This is a genomic window from Actinoplanes philippinensis, from assembly GCF_900113015.1.
GTDB lineage: Bacteria > Actinomycetota > Actinomycetes > Mycobacteriales > Micromonosporaceae > Actinoplanes > Actinoplanes philippinensis.
On the sequence record NZ_FONV01000013.1, the window covers coordinates 204,306 to 229,362 of the forward strand.

The 25,057-nt window shown below is 71.0% G+C and carries 23 protein-coding genes and 1 pseudogene; 7 read left to right on the forward strand and 17 right to left on the reverse strand.

Annotation, left to right across the window (positions count from 1 at the left end):
• Positions 1–11: 11 nt before the first annotated feature.
• Positions 12–749, reverse strand: a complete 738-nt coding sequence (locus BM290_RS33155; protein WP_093619865.1) for an N-acetyltransferase — start codon at positions 747–749, stop codon at positions 12–14.
• Between the two features lie 164 nt (positions 750–913).
• Here BM290_RS33155 and BM290_RS33160 point away from each other — a divergent pair, with 164 nt between their 5' ends.
• Positions 914–1,702, forward strand: coding sequence for a DNA-formamidopyrimidine glycosylase family protein (locus BM290_RS33160; protein ID WP_093619866.1), 789 nt, complete (start codon positions 914–916; stop codon positions 1,700–1,702).
• A gap of 496 nt (positions 1,703–2,198) precedes the next feature.
• On the opposite strand, the pseudogene pspM reads toward BM290_RS33160, so the two are convergent.
• Both pspM and BM290_RS33170 read right to left on the reverse strand, forming a co-directional pair.
• Positions 2,199–2,939: pseudogene (gene pspM / locus BM290_RS33165) on the reverse strand (phage shock envelope stress response protein PspM); the annotation flags it as partial.
• A gap of 30 nt (positions 2,940–2,969) precedes the next feature.
• On the reverse strand, positions 2,970–3,830 hold the full coding sequence (locus tag BM290_RS33170) for a PspA/IM30 family protein (protein WP_093619867.1): 861 nt from the start codon (positions 3,828–3,830) through the stop codon (positions 2,970–2,972).
• A gap of 494 nt (positions 3,831–4,324) precedes the next feature.
• Between BM290_RS33170 and BM290_RS48720 the strand changes: the two genes are divergently transcribed.
• Positions 4,325–4,489, forward strand: a complete 165-nt coding sequence (locus tag BM290_RS48720; RefSeq protein WP_177319999.1) for a hypothetical protein — start codon at positions 4,325–4,327, stop codon at positions 4,487–4,489.
• 50 nt (positions 4,490–4,539) lie between these two features.
• Here BM290_RS48720 and BM290_RS33175 read toward each other — a convergent pair whose 3' ends face one another.
• The 4 genes from BM290_RS33175 to rimO all read right to left on the reverse strand — a co-directional run bounded on the left by BM290_RS33175 (position 4,540) and on the right by rimO (position 7,648).
• Complete coding sequence (locus tag BM290_RS33175; protein WP_093619868.1) at positions 4,540–4,914, reverse strand: helix-turn-helix domain-containing protein; 375 nt, start codon at positions 4,912–4,914, stop codon at positions 4,540–4,542.
• Between the two features lie 159 nt (positions 4,915–5,073).
• Complete coding sequence (locus BM290_RS33180; protein ID WP_093619869.1) at positions 5,074–5,565, reverse strand: CinA family protein; 492 nt, start codon at positions 5,563–5,565, stop codon at positions 5,074–5,076.
• Between the two features lie 44 nt (positions 5,566–5,609).
• Positions 5,610–6,194: a CDP-diacylglycerol--glycerol-3-phosphate 3-phosphatidyltransferase gene (gene pgsA / locus BM290_RS33185; protein ID WP_093619870.1), complete on the reverse strand. Its 585-nt coding sequence runs from the start codon at positions 6,192–6,194 to the stop codon at positions 5,610–5,612.
• Positions 6,191–7,648 carry a 30S ribosomal protein S12 methylthiotransferase RimO gene (gene rimO, locus BM290_RS33190; RefSeq protein ID WP_093619871.1) on the reverse strand — a complete coding sequence of 486 codons (1,458 nt, stop codon included), beginning with the start codon at positions 7,646–7,648 and terminating at the stop codon, positions 6,191–6,193. The genes pgsA and rimO overlap by 4 nt, the downstream gene beginning before the upstream one ends.
• A gap of 88 nt (positions 7,649–7,736) precedes the next feature.
• Between rimO and BM290_RS33195 the strand changes: the two genes are divergently transcribed.
• From BM290_RS33195 to BM290_RS33205, 3 genes are read left to right on the forward strand one after another with little or no spacing between them, the layout of a single operon-like run.
• Positions 7,737–8,930 (forward strand): glycosyltransferase 87 family protein, encoded by a 1,194-nt coding sequence (locus BM290_RS33195; protein ID WP_143134023.1) that lies wholly within the window; start codon positions 7,737–7,739, stop codon positions 8,928–8,930.
• Entirely contained in the window at positions 8,927–9,586 is a 660-nt protein-coding gene (locus BM290_RS33200; protein WP_093619873.1) for a helix-turn-helix transcriptional regulator, read from the forward strand. The genes BM290_RS33195 and BM290_RS33200 overlap by 4 nt, the downstream gene beginning before the upstream one ends.
• Positions 9,587–9,618: 32 nt before the next feature.
• Positions 9,619–10,080: a DUF3291 domain-containing protein gene (locus BM290_RS33205; RefSeq protein WP_093619874.1), complete on the forward strand. Its 462-nt coding sequence runs from the start codon at positions 9,619–9,621 to the stop codon at positions 10,078–10,080.
• Here BM290_RS33205 and BM290_RS33210 read toward each other — a convergent pair.
• Positions 10,067–12,601: a DNA translocase FtsK gene (locus tag BM290_RS33210; protein WP_093619875.1), complete on the reverse strand. Its 2,535-nt coding sequence runs from the start codon at positions 12,599–12,601 to the stop codon at positions 10,067–10,069. The two genes, BM290_RS33205 and BM290_RS33210, sit on opposite strands and share 14 nt — an antisense overlap.
• Positions 12,602–12,687: 86 nt before the next feature.
• Here BM290_RS33210 and BM290_RS33215 point away from each other — a divergent pair, with 86 nt between their 5' ends.
• On the forward strand, positions 12,688–13,107 hold the full coding sequence (locus BM290_RS33215; RefSeq protein ID WP_239143827.1) for a YbjN domain-containing protein: 420 nt from the start codon (positions 12,688–12,690) through the stop codon (positions 13,105–13,107).
• Positions 13,108–13,228: 121 nt separating this feature from the next.
• On the opposite strand, the gene BM290_RS33220 is transcribed toward BM290_RS33215, so the two are convergent.
• The 5 genes from BM290_RS33220 to BM290_RS33240 all read right to left on the reverse strand — a co-directional run bounded on the left by BM290_RS33220 (position 13,229) and on the right by BM290_RS33240 (position 19,497).
• A complete protein-coding gene (locus tag BM290_RS33220; RefSeq protein WP_093619985.1) occupies positions 13,229–14,767 on the reverse strand; it encodes a S1 family peptidase in 1,539 nt (512 codons plus the stop codon).
• A gap of 115 nt (positions 14,768–14,882) precedes the next feature.
• Positions 14,883–16,571, reverse strand: coding sequence for a ribonuclease J (locus BM290_RS33225; protein WP_093619877.1), 1,689 nt, complete (start codon positions 16,569–16,571; stop codon positions 14,883–14,885).
• A 13-nt stretch (positions 16,572–16,584) separates the two neighbouring features.
• Entirely contained in the window at positions 16,585–17,478 is an 894-nt protein-coding gene (dapA, locus tag BM290_RS33230) for a 4-hydroxy-tetrahydrodipicolinate synthase (RefSeq protein WP_093619878.1), read from the reverse strand.
• A 26-nt stretch (positions 17,479–17,504) separates the two neighbouring features.
• On the reverse strand, positions 17,505–18,047 hold the full coding sequence (locus BM290_RS33235) for a DUF2752 domain-containing protein (RefSeq protein WP_093619986.1): 543 nt from the start codon (positions 18,045–18,047) through the stop codon (positions 17,505–17,507).
• 208 nt (positions 18,048–18,255) lie between these two features.
• Positions 18,256–19,497 (reverse strand): winged helix-turn-helix domain-containing protein, encoded by a 1,242-nt coding sequence (locus tag BM290_RS33240; RefSeq protein WP_093619879.1) that lies wholly within the window; start codon positions 19,495–19,497, stop codon positions 18,256–18,258.
• Positions 19,498–19,536: 39 nt separating this feature from the next.
• On the opposite strand from BM290_RS33240, the gene BM290_RS33245 reads away from it, so the two are divergent.
• Entirely contained in the window at positions 19,537–20,121 is a 585-nt protein-coding gene (locus tag BM290_RS33245) for a GNAT family N-acetyltransferase (protein WP_093619880.1), read from the forward strand.
• Positions 20,122–20,128: 7 nt separating this feature from the next.
• Here BM290_RS33245 and dapB read toward each other — a convergent pair whose 3' ends face one another.
• The 4 genes from dapB to rpsO form a co-directional block, all read right to left on the reverse strand.
• Positions 20,129–20,890, reverse strand: a complete 762-nt coding sequence (gene dapB / locus BM290_RS33250) for a 4-hydroxy-tetrahydrodipicolinate reductase (RefSeq protein WP_093619881.1) — start codon at positions 20,888–20,890, stop codon at positions 20,129–20,131.
• Positions 20,891–20,922: 32 nt separating this feature from the next.
• The gene (locus BM290_RS33255; protein ID WP_093619882.1) at positions 20,923–22,251 is read right to left on the reverse strand and encodes a M16 family metallopeptidase; all 1,329 of its coding nucleotides are present in this window, start codon (positions 22,249–22,251) and stop codon (positions 20,923–20,925) included.
• A 6-nt stretch (positions 22,252–22,257) separates the two neighbouring features.
• Positions 22,258–24,582 carry a polyribonucleotide nucleotidyltransferase gene (locus BM290_RS33260; RefSeq protein ID WP_093619883.1) on the reverse strand — a complete coding sequence of 775 codons (2,325 nt, stop codon included), beginning with the start codon at positions 24,580–24,582 and terminating at the stop codon, positions 22,258–22,260.
• A gap of 188 nt (positions 24,583–24,770) precedes the next feature.
• The gene (rpsO, locus tag BM290_RS33265) at positions 24,771–25,040 is read right to left on the reverse strand and encodes a 30S ribosomal protein S15 (RefSeq protein WP_093619884.1); all 270 of its coding nucleotides are present in this window, start codon (positions 25,038–25,040) and stop codon (positions 24,771–24,773) included.
• Positions 25,041–25,057: the final 17 nt, after the last annotated feature.

The following is a 25,057-nucleotide window of genomic DNA, read 5'->3' on the forward strand; positions in this document are numbered from 1 at the left end:
CCCGTCGCGGATCAGATGCGGTGGTGGACCCAGACGTTGGGCTCGACATAGACGGCGTGGTTCTGCGTCACGTCGCAGTGGATCGGGTTCAGGGCGCCGGGCACCTCGACGGGGCCGGTACGGTCGAACGGCAGGCCGGTCCACGAGCGCCACTCGGCGAGCGTTCCCGCGTACGTCATGCTGTAATGCGCCACGTTGACGATCGAGGCGCCGGCCCTGACGTGTACACGCAGCCACGGGTCGACGGGCAGGCCGTCGGAACGGGTCGCGTGGGCGTACACATCGATGGGCTCTTGAATGTGGGCGGGTTTGCCGCTGGGCCGGACCGGCGCGACCAGGTCGGTGAATCCGTGCCGCGCCGCGTTGTCGCGCATGGCCTTCAGCATCACGCTGGAAAGCCCGCTGCCTCGCAGGTCGGACCGGATGTTGATCTCCAGGGCGGAGATCATGGTGGGTTTGACGCCGCCGAGATGGTCATGGGTGGCCGTGCGGATCACCCAGTCCCAGCCGCCCTCCGGCAGCCCGTCCGCGATGTCCCCGTCATAGGCGAACGGCACGGAATGCGCCTTGGCCACCGCCCGCCCGGTGTCCCGATCGACCGCGAGCATCGAGAACTCGGGCCACAGCCGATCCATGTGGCGGTAGTAGAGACCGCCGGTGGGGTCCTTCGACATGAATACCGGCCAGCCTCCGTCGAGTTCCTGGAAGAGTTCCGTCCGGTCCCCGATGGGTGCGATATCCAGATCCATGCGGGCAGAATCCCAGCCGATCCGATCCCCGGTCATCCGATTTTCCCCAGCGCGAAGAGGCAGCGACGGCCGGAGGCGAGCCAGGCCCCAGCAAGCAGCGACAGCCGGAGGGGGCCGACGGCCGGTGGAGGACTGAAGCCGGCGGTACGGGGAAGAATGGGGCCATGCCGGAAGGGGACACCGTCTGGAACACCGCCCGCGTGCTGGAGAAGGCGCTGACCGGGGCGACGTTGACCGGTTCCGACTTCCGCGTGCCCCGGCTGGCCACCACCGACCTGACCGGCTGGTCGGTCGCCGAGTCGGCGAGTCGTGGCAAGCATCTGCTGCTGCGCCTGACCCGGGAGGGCCGCCCGCCGCACACTCTCCACTCGCATCTGCGGATGGACGGCGCCTGGCGGTCCTACGCCCCGGGGGAACGCTGGACCGGCCGCCCCGCCCACCTGATCCGCGTCGTGCTGCGCTCGGCACGTTCCGTCGCCGTCGGATACCACCTGCACGAGATCGCGCTGCTGCCGACCACCGAGGAGGAGACGATCGTCGGTCATCTCGGGCCGGATCTGCTGGGCACGGACTGGGATCCGGCCGAGGCGGTCCGGCGGATCTCCGCGAATCCGTCCGCCACGATCGCCGAGGCCCTCCTCGACCAGCGCAATCTGGCCGGGGTCGGCAACCTGTACAAGGCGGAGACCCTGTTCCTGCGCGGTCTGTGGCCGTGGACCCCGGTCGCCGCGGTGACCGACCTCACCGGCACGGTGACGATGGCCCAGAAACTGGTGGCCTCCAACCGGGGCCGCTGGACGCAGACCACCACCGGTTCGCTGCGCAAGGGCGAGACCAGCTATGTGTACGGCCGTCGCGCTCAGCCGTGCCGCCGGTGCGGCACGGCGATCCGCAAGGCCGAACAGGACGAACGGGTCACCTACTGGTGCCCCCGCTGCCAGCCGGAGCCCTGACCCCACCACCCCGCTGCCAACGGGATGCCTACCCCACCACCCTGCTGACGCCCTGCTGCCGACCGGATACCTACACCCACCACCCCGCTGACTCCCCTGCTGCCAACCGGATCCCGTCCTTCAGGCATCCCCTCTGCCAACCGGACCCCTCCCTCAGGCATCCCCTCTGCCGACCGGGCCCCATCCCGCAGGCACCCCCACTGCCAACCGAGCCTTCGGCGGCAACATCCGGGAGGGAACCGATCCAGGATGCGGGTCAGCCCGCCGCCGGAGATCGGGTGCCCGGTGGGGTGCGGAATGCGGTGGTCCGCGCCTCGGACAGCTCACCGAGATCGGGATCCGCCTGCTTCGGCGCCGCTGGAGAATCGGCGGCCGAGGAAGAGGAAGAGGAGGAGGAGGAGGAGGAGGCAAAAGACGAAGAGGAGGCGAACGACGAGGAGGACCGTGGCGCCGACGTGGTCGGGGACGGCGAGGTGGCCTGGAACGGGGCGCGGAACTCGGTGGTCCGCAACTCCGCCAGGCCGTCGGCTATGCCCCGGAGACGGTCGGCTGCGTCGACGAGCCCGAAATACGCCGGATGACGGCTCTCGGCGACCGGGTGCCCGTCCTCCGCCACGTAGCTCGCGGCGGCGGCGACCAACTGCTCATACGCCTCGACGCCCTCGGTGAACTGCTCGGCCAGGCCGGCGTGCGACTCGACCAGCGCGTCACGCTGACCCGGCTGCGCCAGGGGAATGGCCCGCTCCACGCTCGCCACCCGCTGGCCAAGGTCACGTAGCCACTGCTCGGCGGTGGCCGCCTCCAGCATCGCGGTCTCCCCCGGACCGGTCAGCCGGCCGGCGAGCCCCACCATGGCCTGCGAGGCCCGGTCGAGACGGTCCCACGCGTCGGCGATCGCCGAGCCGCGCAGCGCGTAGCGGCTTCGCTGACGCCGCACCTCACGCAGCACCGTCTGCCCGGCCGGGAACCGCTGCAGGGCCTTGGTGAGCTTGTCCTCGGGAAGCGCGGGCGGGGGCGCCGGGGTGGCGGCGAGCTCACGATGGTCCTTCCACCGCCACACCGCGAGGACGACCGACGCTCCGGCCGCGGCCGCCCAGCCCGCGTCGCCGGCGCCGATCCCCGCATACGGGGTGAGGACGGCTGCCGCCGCGGTCAGGCCACCACCCAGCACGCTCCACCGCCGCGCCGAACCCCGCAGCCGCTTGAGCCGCCGGAAGTACCTGGACCGCTCGTCCACCGTCGCTCCCCTCGTGTCAGCCGGGACCGGTCAGCCGGCCGCGCTGGTGTCGCCGCGCTTCTGGTTCATGCTGGCGCGGATCTCGTCGAGACGGGCCACGCTCGCCGCGTCGGCGGCCGGGGTGGCGGTCTGCTCGACGGCCGGCTGGGAGGCGGCGCCGCCCAGTTTCTCGCCCGCCATGCTGGAGCGGATCTGCTCCAGGCGGGACGCGCCGGCCAGGTCCAGGCTGGACTTCTGCACCTCCAGCATGCGGCCCTCGACCGAGTTGGACGCCAGCTCGGCACGGCCCATCGCGTTCGCATACCGCTGCTCGATCTTGTCGCGCACCTGGTCCAGCGACGGGGTGTTGCCCGGCGCGGCCAGCTGCGACATCGACTCGAGCGACTTGGCCACGGTCTCCTGCATCTTGGCCTGCTCGAGCTGGCTCAGCAGGCGGGACCGCTCGGCGATGCGCTGCTGCAGCAGCATCGCGTTGTTCTCGACCGCCTTGCGGGCCTGGCCGGCGGCGCCGAGAGCCTGGTCGTGGAGGGTCTTCAGGTCCTCCATCGACTGCTCGCCGGCGACCAGCTGGGTGGCCAGGGTCTGCGCGGTCTGCTCGTACTTCTGCGCCTCGGACTCGTCACCGGCGGCGCGGGCCCGGTCGGCGAGCACCAGGGCCTGTCGTGCCATGCCCTGCAGCTTCTCGACCTCGGACATCTGCCGGGACAGCTTCATCTCGAGCTGACGCTGGTTGCCGATGACGGCTGCGGCCTGCTGCACGAGCGCCTGGTGCTGACGCTGGGCGTCCTCGATGGCCTGCTGGATCTGGACCTTCGGGTCGGCGTACTCGTCGATCTTCGCGCCGAAGAGCGCCATCACGTAATGCCAGCCCTTGACGAACGGATTCGCCATCTCGTGGTGTCCCCTCAAATGTCGCTCCGTCGGACGCGTCACCGCGATATCGAATCGGTGACGCGAAACCATCGTGACAGCCGGACGCCAGCCGCGTCACGGGTCCTACGGGGGATCTCAGGGTCTCCCCTGGCATCGAGGCTACGCTCCCCTGACCTTCCGCGGCGAGGCACGAAACGCCTGCCGCAGCGAGGCACGAAACGCCTGCCGCACCGAGGCACAAAACGCCGATCGCGGCGCGCCCCGAAACGCAGAACCCACCGCGCCCCGAAACGCCCCCCGCGACGCACCACCAAACGCAGAACCCGCCGCGCCCCGAAACGCCCCCCGCGACGCACCACCAAACGCAGAACGCGCCGCGCCGCGGAACATCGATCGTGGGGCGGCTCGAAATGCGGATCCTGAGGCGTTGTGAAGCGTCTGCCGCGGCGAAGCACGAACCGCCCGCCGCGCCGAGCCGCAAAGCGCCTGCCGCGACCCGGCACAAAAGCCGCGTGGCACGATCGCGAGCCGGCACCGGGACGAGCCGGCACACCAGCGGCACGAAGGCGAGCCGGCACACCAGCGGCACGAAAGCGAGCCGGCACACCAACGGCACGAAAGCGAGCCGGCACACCAGCGGCGCGAAAGCCGAGCGCCCCGGAGACGACGCGGCCTGAAACAGGCCGGACCGCTCCCAGGGAGCGGCCCGGCACAGACGTATTCATGATCAGGCGGCGTAGACGATGTCCCGCTTCGGCTTACGGGTCGCGTGCAGCGTCGCCTTGAGCGGCGACTCCTGGCGCACCGACACGGCGACGTCCCCACCGGACGCCTTCTCGTCGATCGGGACGAGCACACCCTCCATGTTCTCCGCGAGGGCCAGCGTGTTGCTGACCTCACTGAGCAACTCGGAGAGGCGGGCGCCGAGAGCGTCACAGATGGCGGCGAGAAGCTCGCTGGACGCCTCTTTCTGCCCACGCTCGATCTCGGACAGATATCCGAGGCTGACGTTTGCGGCGGTCGACACCTCGCGCAGCGTGCGGTGCTGCCCCTGCCGGCGCGCACGAAGAGCGTCGCCGATAACGCGGCGTAGCAGGACCATGGCACCTCCTCCTGCGGGCGGGGCCGCCGGCTGACGCCGGAGGCTTCCCGCAACCGTACCTGGCGTTAGCCGCGGCGACATCCCGCCCCGCCGAATTCCCGGGCCGACCGCCCCGCGACCGAACCGGACAACAGGCACACGAACGGATGTATTCCCAGCTCAGAGACGCGCGGGCGGCTCCCGGAGAGAGTCGGTCAGCAATTGCAGGACGGCCGTCACACTTTCGGTGCGGATGGCCTCGCGGTTTCCGTCCAGTTTCAGCTCGCGCACGGTGGCCCCGGCGTGCCCGGCGACCGCGACGAAGACGAGCCCGACCGGCTTGCCGTCCTGCGGCTCGGGGCCCGCGACACCGGTGGTGGCCAGCCCCCAGTCCGCGCCGCAGCGCTCCCGCACGCCCTCGGCGAGAGCGGCGGCCACATCGCCGTCGACCGGGCCGCGCTCCGCCAGCAGGTCCTCCGGGACGCCTGCGAGGCGCGCCTTGAGATCTGTCGCATACACCACGAGGCCGCCGCGGAAGACGGCGCTCACCCCGGGGATCTCGACGATGGTCGCGGCCACCAGACCGCCGGTGAGCGACTCGGCGCTCGCCAGGGTCTCCCGCCGCTCGACGAGCGCGTGCACCGCCGCGGCGGCCGCCACGGACATCTCCATCGGACCTCCTGTGCCAGCACCTGTTCGAAAAAGGCCCGGGAACCCTACGGCCGGGCGTCGCGCCGCAGCCTCAGCGCCTGGAGGACGTAGTCGGCGCCGGTGACCACGGTGACCACCAGGGCGGCGCCCATCACGACGACACCGACCAGATGGAAGGGTTCCGGCACCGGCCACAGATACCAGGCGATCGCGAGGGTCTGCAGCCCGGTCTTGAGCTTGCCACCCCGGGAGGCCGGGATGATGCCGTACCGGATGACCCAGAAGCGCAGAGCGGTCACGCCCCACTCGCGGATCAGGATGGCCACCGTCACCCACCACGACAGCGGGCCGTAGAGGGAGAGCAGGACCAGTGCGGTGCCGGTGAGCGCCTTGTCCGCGATCGGGTCGGCGACCTTGCCGAACGAGGTGACCAGATGCCATCTGCGGGCGATCCAGCCGTCCGCGAAGTCGGTCGCCGAGGCGACGCAGAACGCGAGACAGGCGGCCATCCGCCAGTCGGGGTCGGTCATCTGCGAGACGACGACCAGGACGAGGAAGACCGGCACCAGCACGATCCGGACCACGGTGAGCGCGTTGGCCGCGTTGTAGAGCGACACCACGCGCGGCGCGGGCACCGGCTCGTCGGTCACCGGGTCACCGGGGCTGCCGAGATCATCTCCACCGGCACCGCGATCAGGTCCACGCCCTCGGTGCCGGTGACGCGGGCGCGGACCAGGTCGCCGGGGCGCAGCATCGACAGGTCGACCCCGTCGTCCCCGGCGACCAGGGTGGTCGATCCGTCGACCTCGGGGGCCTGGTGCTCGGCGCGGCCCTCGATCTCGCCGTCGTCGGTCGAGTCGACGAGGACCTCGACGGTCTCGCCGAGCCGGTCCTCGGCCCGCTGGGCGCAGAGCTCCTCGGCGAGGGCGACCACCTTCGCGTACCGCCGCTTGATCGTCGCGTCGCTCAGCTTGCCGGACAGCCCGGCCGCCTCGGTCCCGTCCTCGTCGCTGTAGTCGAAGACGCCGATGGCGTCGAGGCGCGCCTCGGTGAGGAAGCGGATCAGCTCGTCCACGTCCTGCTTGGTCTCGCCGGGGAAGCCGACGATGAAGTTGCTCCGGGCGCCGGCCGCCGGGGAGAGCTTGCGGGCCGAGTCGAGCAGCTCCAGGAAGCGGTCGGTGGAGCCGAACCGCCGCATCCGGCGCAGCACCGGCTCGCTGGAGTGCTGGAAGGAGAGGTCGAAGTAGGCGGCCACGCCGGGTGTGGTGGCGATCGCCTCGACCAGGCCGGGCCGGGTCTCGGCGGGCTGCAGGTAGCTGGCCCGGACCCGGACGATGCCGTCGACCGCGGCCAGCTGCGGCAGCAGTTTCTCCAGCAGGCGCGGGTCGCCCAGGTCCTTGCCGTAGGACGTGCTGTTCTCACTGACCAGCACCAGCTCGCGGACGCCGGACTTGGCCAGCCACTCCGCCTCGGCGAGCAGCTCCTGCGGGTCGCGGGAGACGAACGCGCCGCGGAAGGCCGGGATCGCGCAGAACGCGCAGCGCCGGTCGCAGCCGCTGGCCAGCTTGAGCGAGGCGACCGGGCCGCTGTCGAGCCGGCGGCGCAGCACCTTGCGCAGGTGGGCCGGGGTGTGCTCGTCGACGGTGGCGTGGCCGGGCACCACGACCTTGGCGGCGTGCCGCTCGACCGGGGTGATCGGGAGCAGCTCACGCCGGTCGCGGGGGACGTGTGAGACGTGGCTCTCGCCGCGCAGCACGCTCTCCAGGCGGTCGGTGATGTCGGTGTAGTCGTCGAAGCCGAGCACCGCGTTGGCCTCGGGGAGGTTGTCGGCGAGCTCTTTGCCATACCGCTCGGCCATGCAGCCGGCGGCGACCACCTTGGCGCCGGTGTCGGCGGCGGCGAGCAGGGTGTCGATCGAGTCCTGCTTGGCTTTCTCGACGAAACCGCAGGTGTTGACGACGACCACGTCGGCGCCCTCGGCGTCGGTGCCGACCTCCCAGCCGCCGGCGTCGAGGCGGGCGGCCAGCTCTTCCGAGTCGACCTCGTTACGGGCGCAGCCCAGGGTCAGCAGGGCGACACGGCGGGTGGGAGGAGTTCCAGACACCCGACAAGGTTACCGGGCCGCCGCTCCGCGCCCTTCCTCCGCTCGGCCGGTCTCGAAACATCCTTTTCGCCCGGTATCGTCCGTGCTCGTGCCCCCTCTTCGTGATCCACAGCGGCGCGCGGAGCTGTTCCTGACCGGATGCCTGCTGGTGGTGGCCTTCGCGGCGCGCTACGCGGGCCGGTCCGAGACGACCCGCGACATGCGGATCTTCTTCGAGTGGCACGAGCAGCTGGAGCGGGCCGGCGGCTGGCGGGGGCTGGGTGAGGCGATCGGCAACTACAACGCGCCGTACCTGTATCTGCTCTGGTTGGCGTCGGTGCTGCCGGTCCCGTTGCTGATCGGGATCAAGCTGGTCCACGCGGTCTTCGACCTGCTGCTGGCCTACTGGGTGTTCCGGCTGACCGCGATGCGCCGGGGCCGCCGGGCCGGGATCGCCGCGGCGCTCGTCGTGATCCTGCTGCCCACCGTTGTGATCAACGCCTCGGTCTGGGGGCAGATCGACTCGATCTGGGCGTCGTTCGCGGTCGGTGGCGTGTGGATGCTGGCCCGTGGCCGAGGCTGGCCGGGTGTCGCGCTGTGCACGCTGTCGCTGGCTTTCAAGCCGCACGGGATCTTCGTCTTCGCTCTGGTCGCGGTGCTCGTGCCGGCCGGCCGGCTGCGGGCAAGGACGCTGCTGGCGGTGCCGGCGGTCTGGCTGACGGTCAGCCTGCCGGCGCTGTTGCTCGGGCGCTCGCCGGGCGAGTTGCTCACCGTCTACAGCCTGGACCGGCAGGCCGGGGTCATCGACCTGCTGACCGACCGGGCACCGTCGATCTTCGCGTTCCTGGCGGGCACCCGCCGGCTGGACACCGCCCGGCAGCTGGGCTACCTGCTGACCGCGGCGCTGGTGCTCGGCGTCGCCCTGCTGGTGGTCGCCCGGCGGGTCCGGCTGGAGGAGACCCGGATCGTGACGCTGGCGGCGCTCTTCGCGATCCTGATCCCGTTCGGGCTGCCCGGGATGCACGAGCGGTACTTCTATCTGGGTGACGTGCTGACCGTGGTGCTGGCGTTCCACCTGCCGCGGCTCTGGTTCGTGCCGTTGCTGGCGCAGGCGGCCTCGCTGGGCGCCTATACCTACTTCCTGTTCGGCCAGACCGAGCAGCAGCTGGACCTGCAGGCGCTGGCGGCACTGATGCTGGCCGCGCTGGTCGCCGTCGGGCACACGCTGATCCGGGACGTCCTGGCCGAGCGGCCGGGCACGCCTCTAGCACCAAAGCCGGTTGGCAATACGATGGCGGAGTGACGACACCCGACCATCTGGACGATCTCGACGCCGTGAGCACCCTCGCCGACCGGGTGAGGCGGGCGGCGTACCGAGCGGTGGCCGACGCGGCGCCGGATCCGGCCGGGCGCGACGAGGTGGCCGAGGCGCTCGGCGTGGGCCGTACGCTCGCCGCGTTCCACCTCGACAAACTGGTGGACGCCGGGTTGCTCGAGGTGTCGTACGCCCGCAGGTCGGGCCGGAGCGGGCCGGGCGCCGGACGTCCGGCCAAGCTGTACCGGCTGTCCGCGGCGGAGCACGCGGTGAGCGTGCCGCCGCGCGCCTACCGCAGCGCCGCCGAATTGCTGGCCGAGGCCCTGGAGCGCTCCGGCGCCGAGGAGACCCTCTACCGGGTGGCCGAGGAGCACGGGCGCACGGCCGGGCCGGAGCCGGACGTCACGGCGTTGCTGACCGGCAACGGCTACGAGCCGGCCACCCGCGGCGACGGGCGGATCGAGCTGCGCAACTGCCCCTATCACCGGGTGGCCGAGCAGTTCCCGCCGCTGATCTGCGGCATGAACCTGGCGATGCTCAACGGCCTGCTGGAGGGCGCCGGGCTGGCCGGCGAGTGGTGCGCCCGGATGGATCCGGCGCCGGGTCGCTGCTGCGTCACGGTCTCTAAAAACAAAACCGATTGACTTTAAAAACCGTGGCTGGTGGAGTGACAGGCATGACCGACTTCCACCTCGCCCAGATGAACGTCGCCAAACTCCGTGCCCCGGAGGGGGATCCCCTGGTCGCCGAGTTCACGGCCGGCGTCGACCTGATGAACGAGCTGGCCGACCGCTCCCCCGGCTTCGTCTGGCGGCTCAAGGAGGAGGACGTCGACCTGGAGGCGCTCGGCATCCAGCCCGCGCCACCCGAGATGATCGCCACGATGTCGGTCTGGGAGTCCCTGGAAGCGCTCCGGGGGTACGTCTACCACTCCACCCACCTCGACTACCTGCGCCGCCGCCGGGAGTGGTTCGTCCCGGGCGAGTCGGCGATGGTCCTGTGGTGGGTGGAGGCCGGCCGCATCCCGACGCTGCGGGACGGCCTCCAGCGTCTGGCCCTGCTCGGCGCGGAGGGGCCCGGGCCGCGGGCCTTCACGTTCCGCCGGCCCTACCCCGCGCCGGTGCTCAGTCGACCCTGAGGGCCGCCAGCGACTCCTCCAGTTCGTCCGGCTTGACCAGCACGTCACGGGCCTTCGACCCCTCGGACGGGCCGACGATGCCGCGGGTCTCCATCAGGTCCATCAGGCGGCCCGCCTTCGCGAAGCCCACCCGCAGCTTGCGCTGCAGCATCGAGGTCGAGCCGAACTGGCTGGACACCACCAGCTCGATCGCCTGGATCAGCAGCTGGAGGTCGTCGCCGATCTCCTCGTCGATCTCCTTCTTCTTGCTCTGCGGGACCTCGGTGACGTCCTCACGGAACTCCGGCTCGCGCTGGTCCTTGCAGAACTTGACGACCGCCGCGATCTCCTTCTCGTCGACCCAGGCGCCCTGGATACGGGTCGGCTTCGAGGCGCCCATCGGCAGGAAGAGACCGTCACCGCGGCCGAGCAGCTTCTCCGCGCCCGGCTGGTCCAGGATGACCCGGGAGTCGGCCAGCGAGGAGGTGGCGAAGGCCAGACGGGACGGCACGTTCGCCTTGATCAGGCCGGTGACCACGTCGACCGAGGGCCGCTGGGTGGCCAGCACCAGGTGGATGCCGGCGGCCCGGGCCAGCTGGGTGATCCGGACGACCGAGTCCTCCACGTCACGTGGCGCGACCATCATCAGGTCGGCCAGCTCGTCGATGATCACCAGGAGGTACGGGTACGGCTTCATCTCCCGCTCGCTGCCGGGTGGCGCGGTGATCTCGCCACTGCGGACCTTGCGGTTGAAGTCGTCGATGTGGCGGACCCCGTTGGCGGCGAGGTCGTCGTAGCGCATGTCCATCTCGCGAACCACCCACTCCAGGGCGTCCGCGGCCTTCTTCGGGTTCGTGATGATCGGCGTGACCAGGTGCGGGATGCCCTCGTAGGCGGTCATCTCCACCCGCTTCGGGTCGACCAGCAGCAGTCGTACCTCATCCGGGGTGGATCTGGTCAGGAGCGACACCAGCAGCGAGTTGAGGCAGGAGCTCTTGCCCGCGCCGGTGGCGCCGGCGATCAGGATGTGCGGCATCTTCGCCAGGTTCGCCACGACGAACCCGCCCTCGATGTCCTTGCCGAGCGCCACCACCATCGGGTGGTGGTCGGAGGCGGCCGCCCGCGAGCGCAGCACGTCACCGAGCGACACGTTCTCCGGGTCGGTGTTGGGGATCTCCACGCCGACCGCGCTCTTGCCCGGGATCGGGCTAAGGATCCGCACGTCCGGCGACTTCACCGCGTAGGCGATGTTGCGGGACAGCTGCGTGATCCGCTCCACCTTGGTGCCCGGGCCGATCTCCACCTCATACCGCGTCACCGTCGGGCCACGGGTGAAGCCGGTCACCACCGCGTCCACGTTGAACTGCTCGAAGACACCGGTGAGCGCGGCCATGATCTCGTCGTTGGCGCGGCTGCGGGCCTTGGGCGGGGCGCCGGTGGCGAGGATGTTCGCCGGCGGCAGCCGGTAGTCGCCCTTGACCGCCGAGATCTCCAGCTGCTCGGCCCGGGTGGGCGGCATCGGCGAGTGCTCGGGCGGCTTCTTGCGCGTCTTCGGCAGCTTCGGCAGCGCCACCGTGTCGTGCAGGATGATCTCTTCGTCGAAGTCGTCCGGCGGCTCCTCGTCGGCGAGCGGCGTGATCGGCGCCGCCTGCGAGGCCTGGCGGCGCCGGGCCGGACGGCGCGGCTTCGCCGGCTCGTCCTCGCTCTCGGTGTCGTCCTCGTCATACTCCGGGCCGGCGAGCGGCGGCGGGGGCAGGTGGCGGCCGGACCGGCCGGAGACCAGGTCGAGCAGGAGCGCGACCCGCTCCGGGATCTTGGCGATCGGCGTCGCGGTGATCACCAGAAAACCGAAGACGAAGAGCAACAGCAGCAGCGGTACGGCCACCCAGGCGGTCACCGCACGCTCGAGCAGCCCCCCGATCCCGAACCCGAGCAGGCCACCGGGGTTGTCGACCCCCGGTTGCTCGGTGTCCGGACCGGAGATGTGCAGCAGCGCCGCGGTGGCGACGATGATCGTGGTCCAGCCGACGAGGCTGCGCCCGCGGTGCTCCGGGTCGGCCGGCTCACGCATCAGGCGGATCGCCCCGTAGAAGAGCAGCAGCGGCAGGAGCACCGCCAGGCTGCCGAGGAACAGGCGCACCATGTCGGCCACCCACACGCCGACCGGGCCGGCGCTGCCCGCCCAGACCGCGACCGCGATCAGGATGGCGACGCCGAGCATGAAGAGCCCGGCCCCGTCCCGGCGGTGCTCGGGACCGATCGACCGGGCACTGGCCGCCTGACGACCGGCGCCGCGGGCCAGCCAGCCGACGCCGCCGGCCACACCGAGCCAGAGGTTGCCGAGGCCGCGGGCGACGCCGGGACCGATCGCGGGCGGCGCTTTGCGCACAGCGGGGCGCCGCGCGGCCGGTTTGCGCACGGCTGCCTTGCCGGTCGTCTTACCGGTAGCCTTACGTGCCGGTTGCTTGGCACGGTTGACCGCCGCGCCCCGAGTCGTGGACGCGGCGCGGCTCCGGCCCGCCGGAGGAGTTCGGCCCGCCATGGATGTCACCGTAGCCGGGCCGGGCCGCTCTGCCGAGAAGGCGCACCGCGACTGCTTTTCACTTTCCCGGCATTTACCATCGTAAGGTGCAACCTCTCAGCAACGACTTGATCAAGGCCGCGCTGGACGAGCGTGGTTTCTCGTACTTCGTCGATGCCGACGGCGACATCGCCGGCAACTTCCAGGGCAATCTCATCTACTTCTTCCGCCTCGGTCAGCGGCAGGAGATCCTCCAGGTGCGCGCCATGATGCAGCACGTGTTCTCGGTCGAGGACGTGCCGAGGCTCTACGAGTTCTGCAACACGTGGAACCGGGATCAGCTGTGGCCCAAGGCGTATGTGCAGGTGACCGACGACGGGCAGGCCATCGTGGTGGGCGAGGTGACCACCGACTGGGAGCACGGCGCCACCCTCCAGCAGATCGACCAGGTGATCCTCTGTGGGGTCGCCACCGGGTGCCGGCTCGGCGACGCGCTGGGCGAACTGAAATCGGGGTCCTCACGCTGACGCGTGAGGACCCCGATCATGTTCGCCGGATCACGGAGTCCCGGCCGGGCTGAGGCCCCCGGGCCCGGCGGTGGGACCGGTCCGGGCGGCTTCCACGCCCGGACCCGTCCCGATCAACGCATTACCGGACGTTGAAGCCCAGGCTGTACGCGCCGGTGCCGGAGGTGGCCACGACGACGTACCGGTAGGTGCCGGCACCGCCGGTGAAGGACAGCGTCTTGTCACCGGCGCCGGTGGACTGCGCCACGGTCTTGAACTGGCCGCGGTTGTTCGCCTTCTGCAGCACCAGGTCGAAGTCGGCGCCGTTCGGGGCGTCGAGGCAGGCGGTGTGCGTGCCGGCCCGGGCCCGGTAGGCCCCGCCGTTCGGCTGGGCCTGCGCCTGGCCGGCCCGGTTGATGGCGCCGTCACGCTGGACCGGGAGGGCGTCGCAGTCGGAACCCTCCTCCGCCGGCGGCGCGCTGGCCGGCGGCGCCTCGCCACCGGTGCCCTCGGTGGTGACCAGGGTCAGGTTCTGCGCCGCCAGGATCTCGTTGAGCGGCTGGAAGAAGGTCTCGCCGCCGGCCGTGCAGTCACCCGAGCCGCCCGAGGTCACACCCTGGGCCTGGTCGCCGGAGAGCCACGGGCCGCCGGAGTCGCCGCCCTCGGCGCAGACGTCGGTACGGGTCAGGCCGGTGACCTGGCCCTCCGGGTACTGGACGGTCTGGTTCTTGGCGAGGATCGTGCCGCAGAAAGTGCCGGTGGTGGAGCCGGAGCGACAGATCGCGGCGCCGACCGGGGCCTCGGTGTTGCCGGCCACCGGCAGCTCGTTGCCGTTGAAGTCGTTGACCACCGGACGCGGGGTCCAGTCGTCGTTCACCGCGACGAAGCCCATGTCGGCGTTGCCCGGGAAGACCGAGAACTCGACGGTGCCCTGCGCCTGGTTGTTGAAGCCGGTGGTGGCGGTGCCCTCCTCGCCACAGTGGCCGGCCGTGACGAAACCGGTCGTCACCGAGAACCCGATCGAGCAGCGGGCCTGGCCACCACCGATGTTGATGAAGTACGGGTCCGCGCCGCGCACGTCGAACAGCGGCTTCGGCTTGGCCTTGCTGACCTTCACGGTCACCGCTTCGGTGGAGAGGCCGGCCCGACGGGCGACAGCCAGCGCCTCGGCCTTCTCACCGGGCTGGGCGACCACGACGAGCTTGTTGGTGGGCACGTCCACGTACCAGCCGGTCAGGCCCTTGACCTTCGCCGCTGCCTCGTCGAGCTTGGTCTTCAACGCGTCCAGCTCGGCCTCGCTCCGCTTGACCAGCACCGGTACGGCACCGGCGGCCTTCACCGCCGACGCCGCGTCGGAGTCGGTCACCGCGACCTTGAGCGTGGTGCCGTCGGACGCGAGCCACGCGCCACCGAAGTCCTCACCGGTCTGCGCGGCCAGCGTCGCCGAGACCCCGCCCGCCCATTCCGAGCGGGCCAGCCGGGTGGCCGCCTGTTCACCGCTGAGACCGAGGTCACGTTTCATGGCCGACAGCAGCTCCGGGGAGAGTCCCCCCGGAGTGCTGTTCGAACTCTTCGACCCACCGGTCTCTTCGGTGCCGGCGAGCGACGGCAGGGTGAAGGCGACCGCCGCCGCACCCGCCACCGCAACAACCGCCCCTACGGCGATCGCACTGCGCTGCATCTGGAGAACTCCCTCCGCCACGGGTGCCGTGGGGGCGGCACCGGTGCCTGGGAGTACGCAGCTCGACCCAAGAAGGTTGAAACGGACGCGTGACTCTTATGGATTCACAGGATTCTCAGACTTCGACAACCGTCGGCACGATCATCGGCCGGCGGCGATAGGCGTCGTTCACCCAGCGGCCCACCGTCCGCCGCACCACCTGTTGCAGCTGGTGGGTGTCGGTGATGCCGTCCTCCGCCGAGCGGTGCAGGGCAGCGGTCAGCAGCGGGACGACCGGGTTGAACGCCTCCGGGTCCTCGGAGAAACCCTTCGCCGAGATGACCGGCTCGCCGACCACCTTTCCGGTCACCGAGTCGATGACCACGGTGGCCGCGATGAACCCGCCGTCACCGAGTATGCGACGCTCGGTCAGCAGCGACTCGCTCACGTCACCGACCGCGAGACCGTCCACGTAGACATACCGGCTCTTCACCCGGCCGACCACGCGAGCGTGGCCCTCGACCAGGTCGACCACGTCACCGTCTTCACAGAGCACCACCCGGTCCGGGGCGACCCCGGTCTCGATGCCGAGCTGGGCGTGCGCGCGCAGGTGACGCCACTCGCCGTGCACCGGCATCAGGTTGCTCGGGCGGGTCACGTTGAGCAGGTAGCGCAGCTCGCCGGCGGGCGCGTGCCCGGAAACGTGCACCTTCGCCGTCTCCTTGTGGACGACGGTGGCGCCGGCCCGGGACAGCTGGTTGATCACCCGGTAGACCGAGGTCTCGTTGCCCGGCACCAGTGAGCTGGCCAGCACGACGGTGTCGCCGGGATTGATGGTGATGTGCCGGTGGTCGCCCGTGGACATCCGGCCCAGCGCGCTCATCGGCTCGCCCTGCGAACCCGTCGACATGAAGACGATCTCGTCCGGCGGCAGGTGGGTCGCCTCGTCCAGCCCGACGAGCAGGCCCTCCGGGATGCGCAGCAGACCCAGGTCACGGGCGATGCCCATGTTGCGCACCATGGAGCGGCCGATCAGCGCGACCTTGCGGTCGAACTCCCACGCCGCGTCCATCACCTGCTGCACGCGGTGCACGTGCGAGGCGAAGCTTGCCACGATGATCCGGCCGCGGGCCTTGCCGAAGATCGAGCTGAGCACCGGGCCGATGTCGCGCTCCGGCGTCACGAATCCGGGCACCTCGGCGTTCGTCGAGTCGGACAGCAGCAGGTCGACGCCCTCGGCCCCGAGCCGGGCGAAACCGGCCAGGTCGGTGATGCGGCCGTCCAGCGGCACCTGGTCCATCTTGAAGTCACCGGTGTGCAGGACAAGGCCCGCCGGGGTACGCACGGCGACCGCCAGAGCATCCGGGATCGAGTGGTTCACGGCGAAGAACTCGCACTCGAACGGGCCGAGCCGCTCCACACCGCCCTCGCGGACGGTCAACGTGTACGGGTCGAGCCGTCGCTCGGCCAGTTTCGCCTCCACCAGCGCCAGCGTGAACTCCGAGCCGACCAGCGGGATGTCCGGCTTGTGGGCCAGAAGGTAGGGCACCGCGCCGATGTGGTCCTCGTGACCGTGGGTCAGCACGATCGCCTGCACGTCCTCCAGCCGGTCCAGGATCGGCGCGAAGTCGGGCAGGATCAGGTCCACGCCGGGCTGCTCGACGTCGGGAAAGAGCACCCCGCAGTCGACGATGAGCAGTTTGGAGTCATACTCGAAGACCGTCATGTTGCGGCCGATGGCGCCGAGCCCGCCGAGCGGAATGACGCGCAGGGCGCCCTCCGGCAGCGGCGGCGGCGGACCCAGCTCGATGTGAGCGTTAGTCATACGCCTCTTCCTGTCAGAGCACGATGCCGGCCGCGGCGGCGTCCTGGCGCAGTTGGTTCAATTCCTCACCGGTCGCGTCGACCAGCGGCGAGCGGACCGGCCCGGCGGGCAGCCCGAGCGCCCCCAGACCGGCCTTGACCAGCATGACCCCCTGCGTCCGGAAGATGCCGGTGAACAGGGGCAGAGCCTTACGGTGCAGGGTGAGCGCGGCAGCGGTGTCGCCACGCTCCCACGCCTCGATCATCTCCTTGGCGAGCGAGCCGGTGAAATGCGTCGACGTGCCCACCAGGCCGACCCCGCCGATCGCGAGCAGCGGCAGGGTGGCCGCGTCGTCGCCGGAGTAGTAGGCCAGATCACTGCGCGCCAGCACGTGCGAACTCGCCACCAGGTCGCCCTTGGCGTCCTTGACCGCGACGATCCGCTCGTGCTCGGCGATCCGCACCATGGTCTCGGTGGCGATCGCCGTGCCGGCCCGGTGCGGGATGTCGTAGACCATGATCGGCAGGCCGGTCGCGTCGGCGACGGCGCGGAAATGCCGCTCCACGCCCGCCTGCGGCGGCTTGCTGTAATACGGCGTGACGACCAGCAGGCCGTGCGCCCCCGCCTTCTCCGCGGCGTGCGCCAGCTCGATGGTGTGAGCGGTGTTGTTGGTGCCCACACCCGCCAGCACCTGCGCCCTGTCCCCGACGGTCTCGATCACGACGCGGAGCAACTGCTCCTTCTCCGCGTCGGTGGTGGTGGGGGACTCTCCGGTGGTGCCGCTGATCACGAGAGCGTCGTTGCGCTGCTCGTCGACCAGGTGGGCGGCGAGACGGGCCGCGCCCTCCAGGTCCAGGGAACCGTCCGGGGTGAACGGGGTCACCATGGCGGTCAGCAGCCGTCCGAAGGGCCGCGGGTCGTGCGTCATACCTGACAACCTATCGGACGGCCCGGTCACACGTAGAAAGCGGTGAACGGCGCCCATGGGAGGTTACGCAGGATGCTCCAGACGCCCCACACCGCCATGAATGTGATCATGACGGCCGGACTGATCGTGAGCTCCGGCAGCCGCCAGCGGAACACCTTACGCCCGGCCCAGGCCACGTAGAGATAGATCAGGAACGGCACGGCGAAGACGAAGAGCAGGTGGTGCCGGGCCGCGGCGGGCAGGTCGCCGTGCAGCAGGAACCACGCCGCCCGGGTGCCGCCGCAACCCGGGCAGACGAAGCCGGTCAGGTATTTGAGCAGGCACGACGGCGGCTCGCCGGGCTCGGCCGAGGCCGGGTCGCTGATCAGCGTGTAACCCACCGCGGCGCCGGTGCAGGCCAGGACAGCCAGCGGGGCCAGCCAGATCGGCGACCGGGCCGCCAGCCGGTTGAACAGGCGGGTGATCCGGTCGGGCTCGGGCGCCCGGTAGTGGTGGAACCACTCCGGTGGCACCGGTGGGCCCTGGACCGGCTGGTCGGCGAGCCACAAGGGCAGCCCGGCAACGCTCATGACCGCCACGCTACACCGGAGGCGCCCGCACCCCGGAGCCGATCATGGCGGCGCCACATCTGCCCACCGCGCTCGCCGGCGCGATCGATCGTGACGGCGCCAACCGCGCGCAACGCGCTCACGGCGCGACCGACCAAGACGGCGCCACCCCCAAGCAACGCGCTCACGGCGCGACCGACCAAGACGGCGCCACCCCCAAGCAACGCGCTCACGGCGCGACCGACCAAGACGGCACCACCCCCGTGCGCAACGCGCTCGCCAGCGGGGCCAGCAGGTCGCCGCGCTCCGGCAGCGCCACCGTGTGCAGGCCCAGCCAGCCGGCCAGCCGGGACAGCTCGGCCGCCAGCGCCACGGCCGTCTCCTCCGGGTCGGCGCCCGGCTCCCGCCAGGCCGCCGGGACCTGCAGCTCACCGGACCGCCGGTCGGCCTTGAGATCGACACGGGCCGCGAATCGATCGCCCAGGAGGAACGGAAGGACGTAGTAGCCGTACAGCCGCTGGGGTTTGGGCACGTAGATCTCGATCCGGTAGGTCATGCCGAACAGGCGCTCGGTGCGCGCCCGCTCCCAGATCAGCGGATCGAACGGGCTGATCAGGGTGGCCGCCGTCACCCGGCGGGGCAGGCGCGCCTCGTGGTGCAGCCACGCCGCCTTCCACCCGGGGACCGTCACCGGGCGCAGCACCCCCGCCTCGGCCAGCTCGGCGATCGCCGCCCGGCACGGCTGCAGCGGGAGCCGGAAGTAATCGCGCAGCTCCGCCTCGCCGGCCACGCCGAGAGCGCGGGCGGAGAGCTCGACCAGGGCACGGAACGCCTCCGCCGGCGACGGGTCGGGCGCGGCCAGCACGGCCGGCGGCAACACCCGCTCGGGCAGGTCGTAGCGCCGGGCGAACGACGTGGTGCGCTCGGCAGCGGTCACCTGGCCGGTGTAGAAGAGCCACTCGAGCGCCTGCTTGACGACCGACCAGTTCCACCCCCAGTGGTCCTTGGAGCGGGGGGCGTCGTGCTCGATCTCGGCGGCCGTGATCGGGCCGCGGGCGCGCACCTCGTCGAGCACCCAGGCCACCAGCTGCGGCTGCTCCTCGGCGATGCGGCGCATGTTGCCCCAGGCGAGCTCGTGCGCCCGGGCCATCCGCCAGCGGAACAGCGGCTGCAGGTCGGTGCGGATGAGCGACGCCTCGTGGCCCCAGAACTCGAACAGCTCACGCGGCCGTCGATACGCGGCCCGCTCCAGCAGCCCCGGATCGTAGGGCCCCAGACGGCTGTAGAGCGGCATGAAGTGGGCGCGCTGCAGCACGTTGACCGAATCCATCTGGATCAGGTGCAGGCGGCGCAGCACACGGCGCAGGTGGCGCATGTCGGTGGCGCCACCTGGCCGGGGGTCGAGAAAGCCCTGGGCCGCCAGCGTGATCCGGCGGGCCTGGGCGACGGAGAGCGATTCGGGCACGGCCACCGGGGAAGACTAGGTGACGGGTATGACAAAGTTGCCGCCATGGCACTCGGCTTCGTCCGTCCCGCCCGTCCCGAGGACGCCGCGGAGATCGCTCGCATCCAGCTCTCCACCTGGCGCACCGCGTATCGGCGGATGTTCCCGCCGCACGTGCTGGAGAACCTCGACGAGGGTTACCTCGCGCGCGGCTGGACCGAGGCGATCACCGCGCCGCCGTCCGCCCGGCACCGGGTCCTGATCGCCGTCGAGCAGGGGGAGAGCGCGGCGCACGTGGTCGGCTTCGCCGCCTCCGGGCCGGCCGACGAGCAGGCCCTGGCGCCCGAGGAGAAACCGCTGCCGGACGACGTCGCGGCCGTCACCGACCTGCTCATCGAGCCCCGGTGGGGCCGGCGCGGGCACGGCAGCCGGCTGCTCGCGGCGGCGGTCGACAACTGGCGTGACGACGGGTTCCGTACCGCGGTGGCCTGGGTTTACGACGCGGACGCGGCGATGCGGAAATTCCTCACCTCGACCGGCTGGGAGCCGGACGGGGCGGGCCGGGCCCTGGACGTTGACGACCTCCTGGTGCCGCAGCTCCGCCTGCACGTCGCGGTGACGGCCGAGGACGCCCCGGCCGAGGGCGCCTAGGCCCCGCCTAGCCCTCCAGGAGCGGGTCCAGGCCGATGGTCAGGCCCGGGCGGGTGATCACGTTGCGGACGGCGAGCAGCACGCCCGGCATGAACGACGACCGGTCCAGCGAGTCGTGCCGGATGGTCAGCGTCTCGCCCGAGGTGCCGAAGAGCACCTCCTGGTGCGCCACCAGGCCGGCGGCGCGGATCGAGTGGACCCGCACCCCGTCGATCTCGGTGCCGCGGGCGCCGAGCTGCTCCTCCTTGGTGGCGTCGGGCATCGGCCCGAGCCGGGCTGCGGCGCGGGCCTCGGCGATCACCTTGGCGGTGTGCATCGAGGTGCCGCTCGGCGCGTCGAGCTTGCGCGGGTGGTGCTGCTCGATGATCTCGACCGACTCGAAATAGCGGGCGGCGCGGGCGGCGAACTGCATCATCAGCACCGCGCCGATGCCGAAGTTGGGCGCGATCAGGACGCCGACGCCCGGTTGGGCGGACAGCCAGCCGCGCACCCGGTCGAGCCGCTCCTCGGTGAACCCGGACGTGCCGACCACCACGTGAATGCCCTGCTCGATCGCCCAGCGCAGGTTGTCCATGACCACGTCGGGGTTGGTGAAGTCGACGAGCACCTGCGCGCCCGCGTCGGAGGCCTGGAACAGCTCCTCGCCCTGGTCGATCATCGACACCAGGGCGAGGTCCTCGGCGGCGTCGACCGCCCGGCACACCTCGAGGCCCATGCGGCCCCGGGCGCCGAGAACACCGACACGGATGGATTCAGGCAGCTCAGTCACACCGTCAACTTAACGTACCGCCCGGTCGCCCCCTAGGCAGGCAGCTCGTCGTCGTCGAAGGGCCCGACCACGGCCAGTGACAGCGGGCCGGAGAGCAGCTGGGTCGCGACGGCGTGGACCTCGTCGAGGGTGACCGCGTCCACCCGGGCGAGCATCTCGTCGACACCCATCAGGTCGCCGTGCAGCAGCTCCGACTTGGCCAGGCGGCTCATCCTCGACCCGGTGTCCTCCAGGCCCAGCACGTACGCCCCCTTGGTCATGCCCTTGCCCCGGACCAGCTCCTCCGGCGTGATGCCGGCGCTCGCGACCCGGTCCAGCTCGACCCGGATCAGGTCCAGCACCTCGCGCGCCTTGGCCGGGGCGCACCCGGCGTAGACCCCGAACAGGCCGCTGTCGGCGTACTGGCCGGCGTACGAGTAGACCGAGTAGGCGAGGCCGCGTTTCTCCCGGATCTCCTGGAAGAGGCGGCTCGACATGCCGCCGCCGAGCACGTTGTTGAGCACGCCCATGGCGAATCGGCGCTGGTCGTGCCGGCCCAGCCCGGGACCGCCGAGCACGATGTGCGCCTGCTCGGTGTCGCGGTGCAGGACGACGTCGCGGGCCTTGCGAACCCGTACCGCCTTGTCACCGGATCGTGGCGGCGCCGGATCCGCCGGCCCGGTGTCCAGCGGGGTGCCCGCCAGGGCTTTGCGGACCAGCCGCACCACCGTCTGGTGGTCGAGGTTACCGGCCGCCGCGATGAGGATCTCCGGCGCCGTGTAGCGGCGGCGGTAGAAGCGGTTGATCTGGTCCCGGGTCATCGGGGTGATCGACTCCGGTGTGCCGGAGATCAGCCGGCCGAGCGGGTGGTCGCCGTAGATCGCCTCGGCGAAGACGTCGTGCACCTCGTCACCGGGCTCGTCCTCGTGCATGGCGATCTCCTCGAGGATCACGCCACGCTCGGTCTCCACGTCCGCCGGGTCGAGGATCGAGTCGGCCACCGCGTCCACCAGCACGTCCACCGCGAGCGGCAGATCGGCGTCGAGCACCCGCGCGTAGTAGCAGGTGTACTCCTTCGTGGTGAAGGCGTTGGTCTCACCGCCGACCGCCTCGATCTGCGCCGAGATGTCCAGGGCGGTGCGTTTGTGGGTGCCCTTGAAGAGCAGGTGCTCGAGGAAGTGCGAGGCGCCGTGCAGCGACGGGGTCTCGTCACGGGAGCCGATGCCGACCCAGATGCCGAGGGAGGCGCTGCGGGTGGTCGGGATCGCCTCGGTGATGACGCGCAGGCCGCTGGGCAGGACGGTCTTCTTGACACCGTCCTGCAGGGTCCGGGTAGAGACGCGGGCCGGCCTAGTGGCCGGCCCGCGGTCCTGATCTGTCACAGGTGTTTACTCGCGACGCTCGCCGCGGTCACCACCGGCCGAGCGCGACCGGCGACGCCGGGGCTCGCCCCCACCCTCACGGGGAGCGCGCTCCTCGCGGGGCGGACGGCCCTCGGCGGGGGCGGCGGCAGCGGCCGGCGCCTCCTCGCCCTCCGGGCGCACCTTGTCCAGGTAGATCTTGCCGCGCTGGTCGATGTCCGCGATGGACACCTCGACCTTGTCACCGACGTTGAGGAAGTCCTCGACCTTCTCGACCCGCTTGCCGTCGCCCACCTTGGAGATGTGCAGCAGGCCGTCGCGGCCGGGCAGCAGCGAGATGAAGGCGCCGAACGCGGCGGTCTTCACCACGGTGCCGAGGAACTTGTCGCCGACCTTCGGCAGGGTCGGGTTGGCGATCGCGTTGATCCGCTCGACCGCGGCCTCGGCGGCCGGGCCGTTGGTCGCACCGACGTAGATGGTGCCGTCGTCCTCGATGGAGATGTCGGCGCCGGTCTCGTCCTGGATCGCGTTGATGGTCTGGCCCTTGGGGCCGATCACCATGCCGATCTTGTCGACCGGGATCTTCACGGTGGTGACCCGCGGGGCGTGCTCGCTCATCGCGGCCGGGCCCTCGATCGCGGCGGTCATCACCGACAGGATCGTGGCGCGGGCCTCGTGCGCCTGCTGCAGAGCGCCGGCCAGCACGTCCGACGGGATGCCGTCGAGCTTGGTGTCCAGCTGCAGGGCGGTGACGAACTCAGCCGTGCCGGCGACCTTGAAGTCCATGTCGCCGAACGCGTCCTCGGCGCCCAGGATGTCGGTCAGCGCGACGTACTCCGTCTTGCCGTCGACCTCGTCCGAGATCAGGCCCATGGCGATGCCGGCGACCGGCGCCTTCAGCGGCACACCGGCGCTGAGCAGGGCCAGCGTCGAGGCGCAGACCGAGCCCATCGAGGTGGAGCCGTTGGAGCCGAGGGCCTCGGAGACCTGCCGGATCGCGTACGGGAACTCCTCGCGCGACGGCAGCACCGGCACCAGCGCGCGCTCGGCGAGCGCACCGTGGCCGATCTCACGCCGCTTCGGCGAGCCGACCCGGCCGGTCTCACCGGTCGAGTAGGGCGGGAAGTTGTAGTTGTGCATGTAGCGCTTGGTCTTCTCGGGAGCGAGAGTGTCCAGCGACTGCTCCAGGCGCAGCATGTTCAGCGTGGTGACACCCAGGATCTGGGTCTCGCCGCGCTCGAACAGGGCCGAGCCGTGCACGCGGGGCAGCACGCCCGTGAGGGCGGTCAGCGGGCGGATGTCACGCGGGCCGCGGCCGTCGATGCGGACCTGCTCGCGCAGCACCCGCTGGCGCACCTCGGCCTTGGTGACCGAGCGGAACGCCGCGCTGATCTCCTTCTCCCGGCCCTCGAACCGCTCGTCGAGCAGCTCGTGCGCCTTCGCCTTGACCAGGTCGAGGGACTCCTCGCGCTCCTGCTTGCCGGCGATCTTCAGCGCCTCGGCGACCTCGGTGCGCACCGCGTCGGAGACCGCGGAGTACACGTCGTCCTGGTAGTCCAGGAAGACCGGGAACTCGGCGACCGGCTTGGCGGCGACCTCGGCCAGCTCGCTCTGCGCGCGGCACAGCTCACGGATGGCCGGCTTGGCGGCCTCCAGGCCGCTCGCCACGACCTCCTCGGTCGGCGCGGTGGCGCCGGCCGAGATCAGCTTGATCGCGTGCGGGGTGGCCTCGGCCTCGACCATCATGATCGCGACGTCGCCCTCGGCGGTGACGCGACCGGCCACGACCATGTCGAACGTGGCGCGCTCGAGCTCCTCCAGGGTCGGGAAGGCGACCCACTGACCCTCGACGTGCGCGACGCGGGTCGAGCCGACCGGGCCGCTGAACGGCAGGCCGGAGAGCTTGGTGGACATCGAGGCCGCGTTCATGGCGACCACGTCGTACGGGTGGGCCGGGTCGAGCGCCAGCACGGTCTCGACGACCTGGACCTCGTTGCGCAGGCCCTTGGTGAACGACGGGCGCAGCGGCCGGTCGATCAGGCGGCAGGTGAGGATGGCGTCCTCGGACGGCCGGCCCTCGCGCCGGAAGAACGAGCCGGGGATACGCCCCGCGGCGTACATCCGCTCCTCGACGTCGACGGTCAGCGGGAAGAAGTCGAAGTGGTCCTTCGGCTGCTTGCTGGCGGTCGTCGCGGAGAGGACGGTGGTGTCGCCCAGCTGGACGATCACCGAGCCGGCTGCCTGCTGAGCGAGGCGGCCGGTGGAGAACACGATCTCCCGGGTGCCGAACGAGCCGTTGTCGATGACGGCCGTGCGGGATTCGTTGCCGAGAGCGTTGTTCTGCTCTGTCATGAAGTGCGGTACTCCTTCGTCGTGGACCCGGCGGTCAACAGCGCGGTGCAGTGAGCCGGTCTTCGATCGAAGTGCCCAGGGATGACACCTGGGAACCACTACCGAGGACCGGTGCTGACGGGTTGCGACCCGCGCGGGTCCGTGGGGTGGAAATCAGGGGAGCGACCGAAGCCGCTCCCCCGGTGAAACTATCGGCGCAGGCCGAGACGCTCGATGAGCGAACGGTAGCGCTGGATGTCCTTCTTCTGAACGTAGTTCAGCAGGCGGCGGCGCTGACCGACCAGCAGGAGCAGACCACGACGGCTGTGGTGGTCGTGCTTGTGCACCTTGAGGTGCTCGGTCAGGTCGGCGATCCGCTTGGTCAGCATGGCGACCTGAACCTCGGGCGAACCGGTGTCGCCGTCCTTGGTCGCGTACTCACCCATGATCTTGTTCTTGGTCTCTTGATCGAGCGCCATGTTCTCCGAGATTCTGT

Excerpts from the sequence above, each read along its gene's own strand:
- BM290_RS33245 (WP_093619880.1), top strand. The coding sequence starts at position 19,537 with ATGGCACTCGGCTTCGTCCGTCCCGCCCGTCCCGAGGACGCCGCGGAG.
- BM290_RS33160 (WP_093619866.1), top strand. The coding sequence starts at position 914 with ATGCCGGAAGGGGACACCGTCTGGAACACCGCCCGCGTGCTGGAGAAG.
- dapA (WP_093619878.1), bottom strand. The coding sequence starts at position 17,478 with ATGACGCACGACCCGCGGCCCTTCGGACGGCTGCTGACCGCCATGGTG.
- BM290_RS33220 (WP_093619985.1), bottom strand. The coding sequence starts at position 14,767 with ATGCAGCGCAGTGCGATCGCCGTAGGGGCGGTTGTTGCGGTGGCGGGT.
- rpsO (WP_093619884.1), bottom strand. The coding sequence starts at position 25,040 with ATGGCGCTCGATCAAGAGACCAAGAACAAGATCATGGGTGAGTACGCG.
- BM290_RS33180 (WP_093619869.1), bottom strand. The coding sequence starts at position 5,565 with ATGGAGATGTCCGTGGCGGCCGCCGCGGCGGTGCACGCGCTCGTCGAG.
- BM290_RS33205 (WP_093619874.1), top strand. The coding sequence starts at position 9,619 with ATGACCGACTTCCACCTCGCCCAGATGAACGTCGCCAAACTCCGTGCC.
- BM290_RS33210 (WP_093619875.1), bottom strand. The coding sequence starts at position 12,601 with ATGGCGGGCCGAACTCCTCCGGCGGGCCGGAGCCGCGCCGCGTCCACG.
- BM290_RS33155 (WP_093619865.1), bottom strand. The coding sequence starts at position 749 with ATGGATCTGGATATCGCACCCATCGGGGACCGGACGGAACTCTTCCAG.
- BM290_RS33225 (WP_093619877.1), bottom strand. The coding sequence starts at position 16,571 with ATGACTAACGCTCACATCGAGCTGGGTCCGCCGCCGCCGCTGCCGGAG.
- BM290_RS33175 (WP_093619868.1), bottom strand. The coding sequence starts at position 4,914 with ATGGTCCTGCTACGCCGCGTTATCGGCGACGCTCTTCGTGCGCGCCGG.
- BM290_RS33235 (WP_093619986.1), bottom strand. The coding sequence starts at position 18,047 with ATGAGCGTTGCCGGGCTGCCCTTGTGGCTCGCCGACCAGCCGGTCCAG.
- BM290_RS33260 (WP_093619883.1), bottom strand. The coding sequence starts at position 24,582 with ATGACAGAGCAGAACAACGCTCTCGGCAACGAATCCCGCACGGCCGTC.
- BM290_RS33170 (WP_093619867.1), bottom strand. The coding sequence starts at position 3,830 with ATGGCGAATCCGTTCGTCAAGGGCTGGCATTACGTGATGGCGCTCTTC.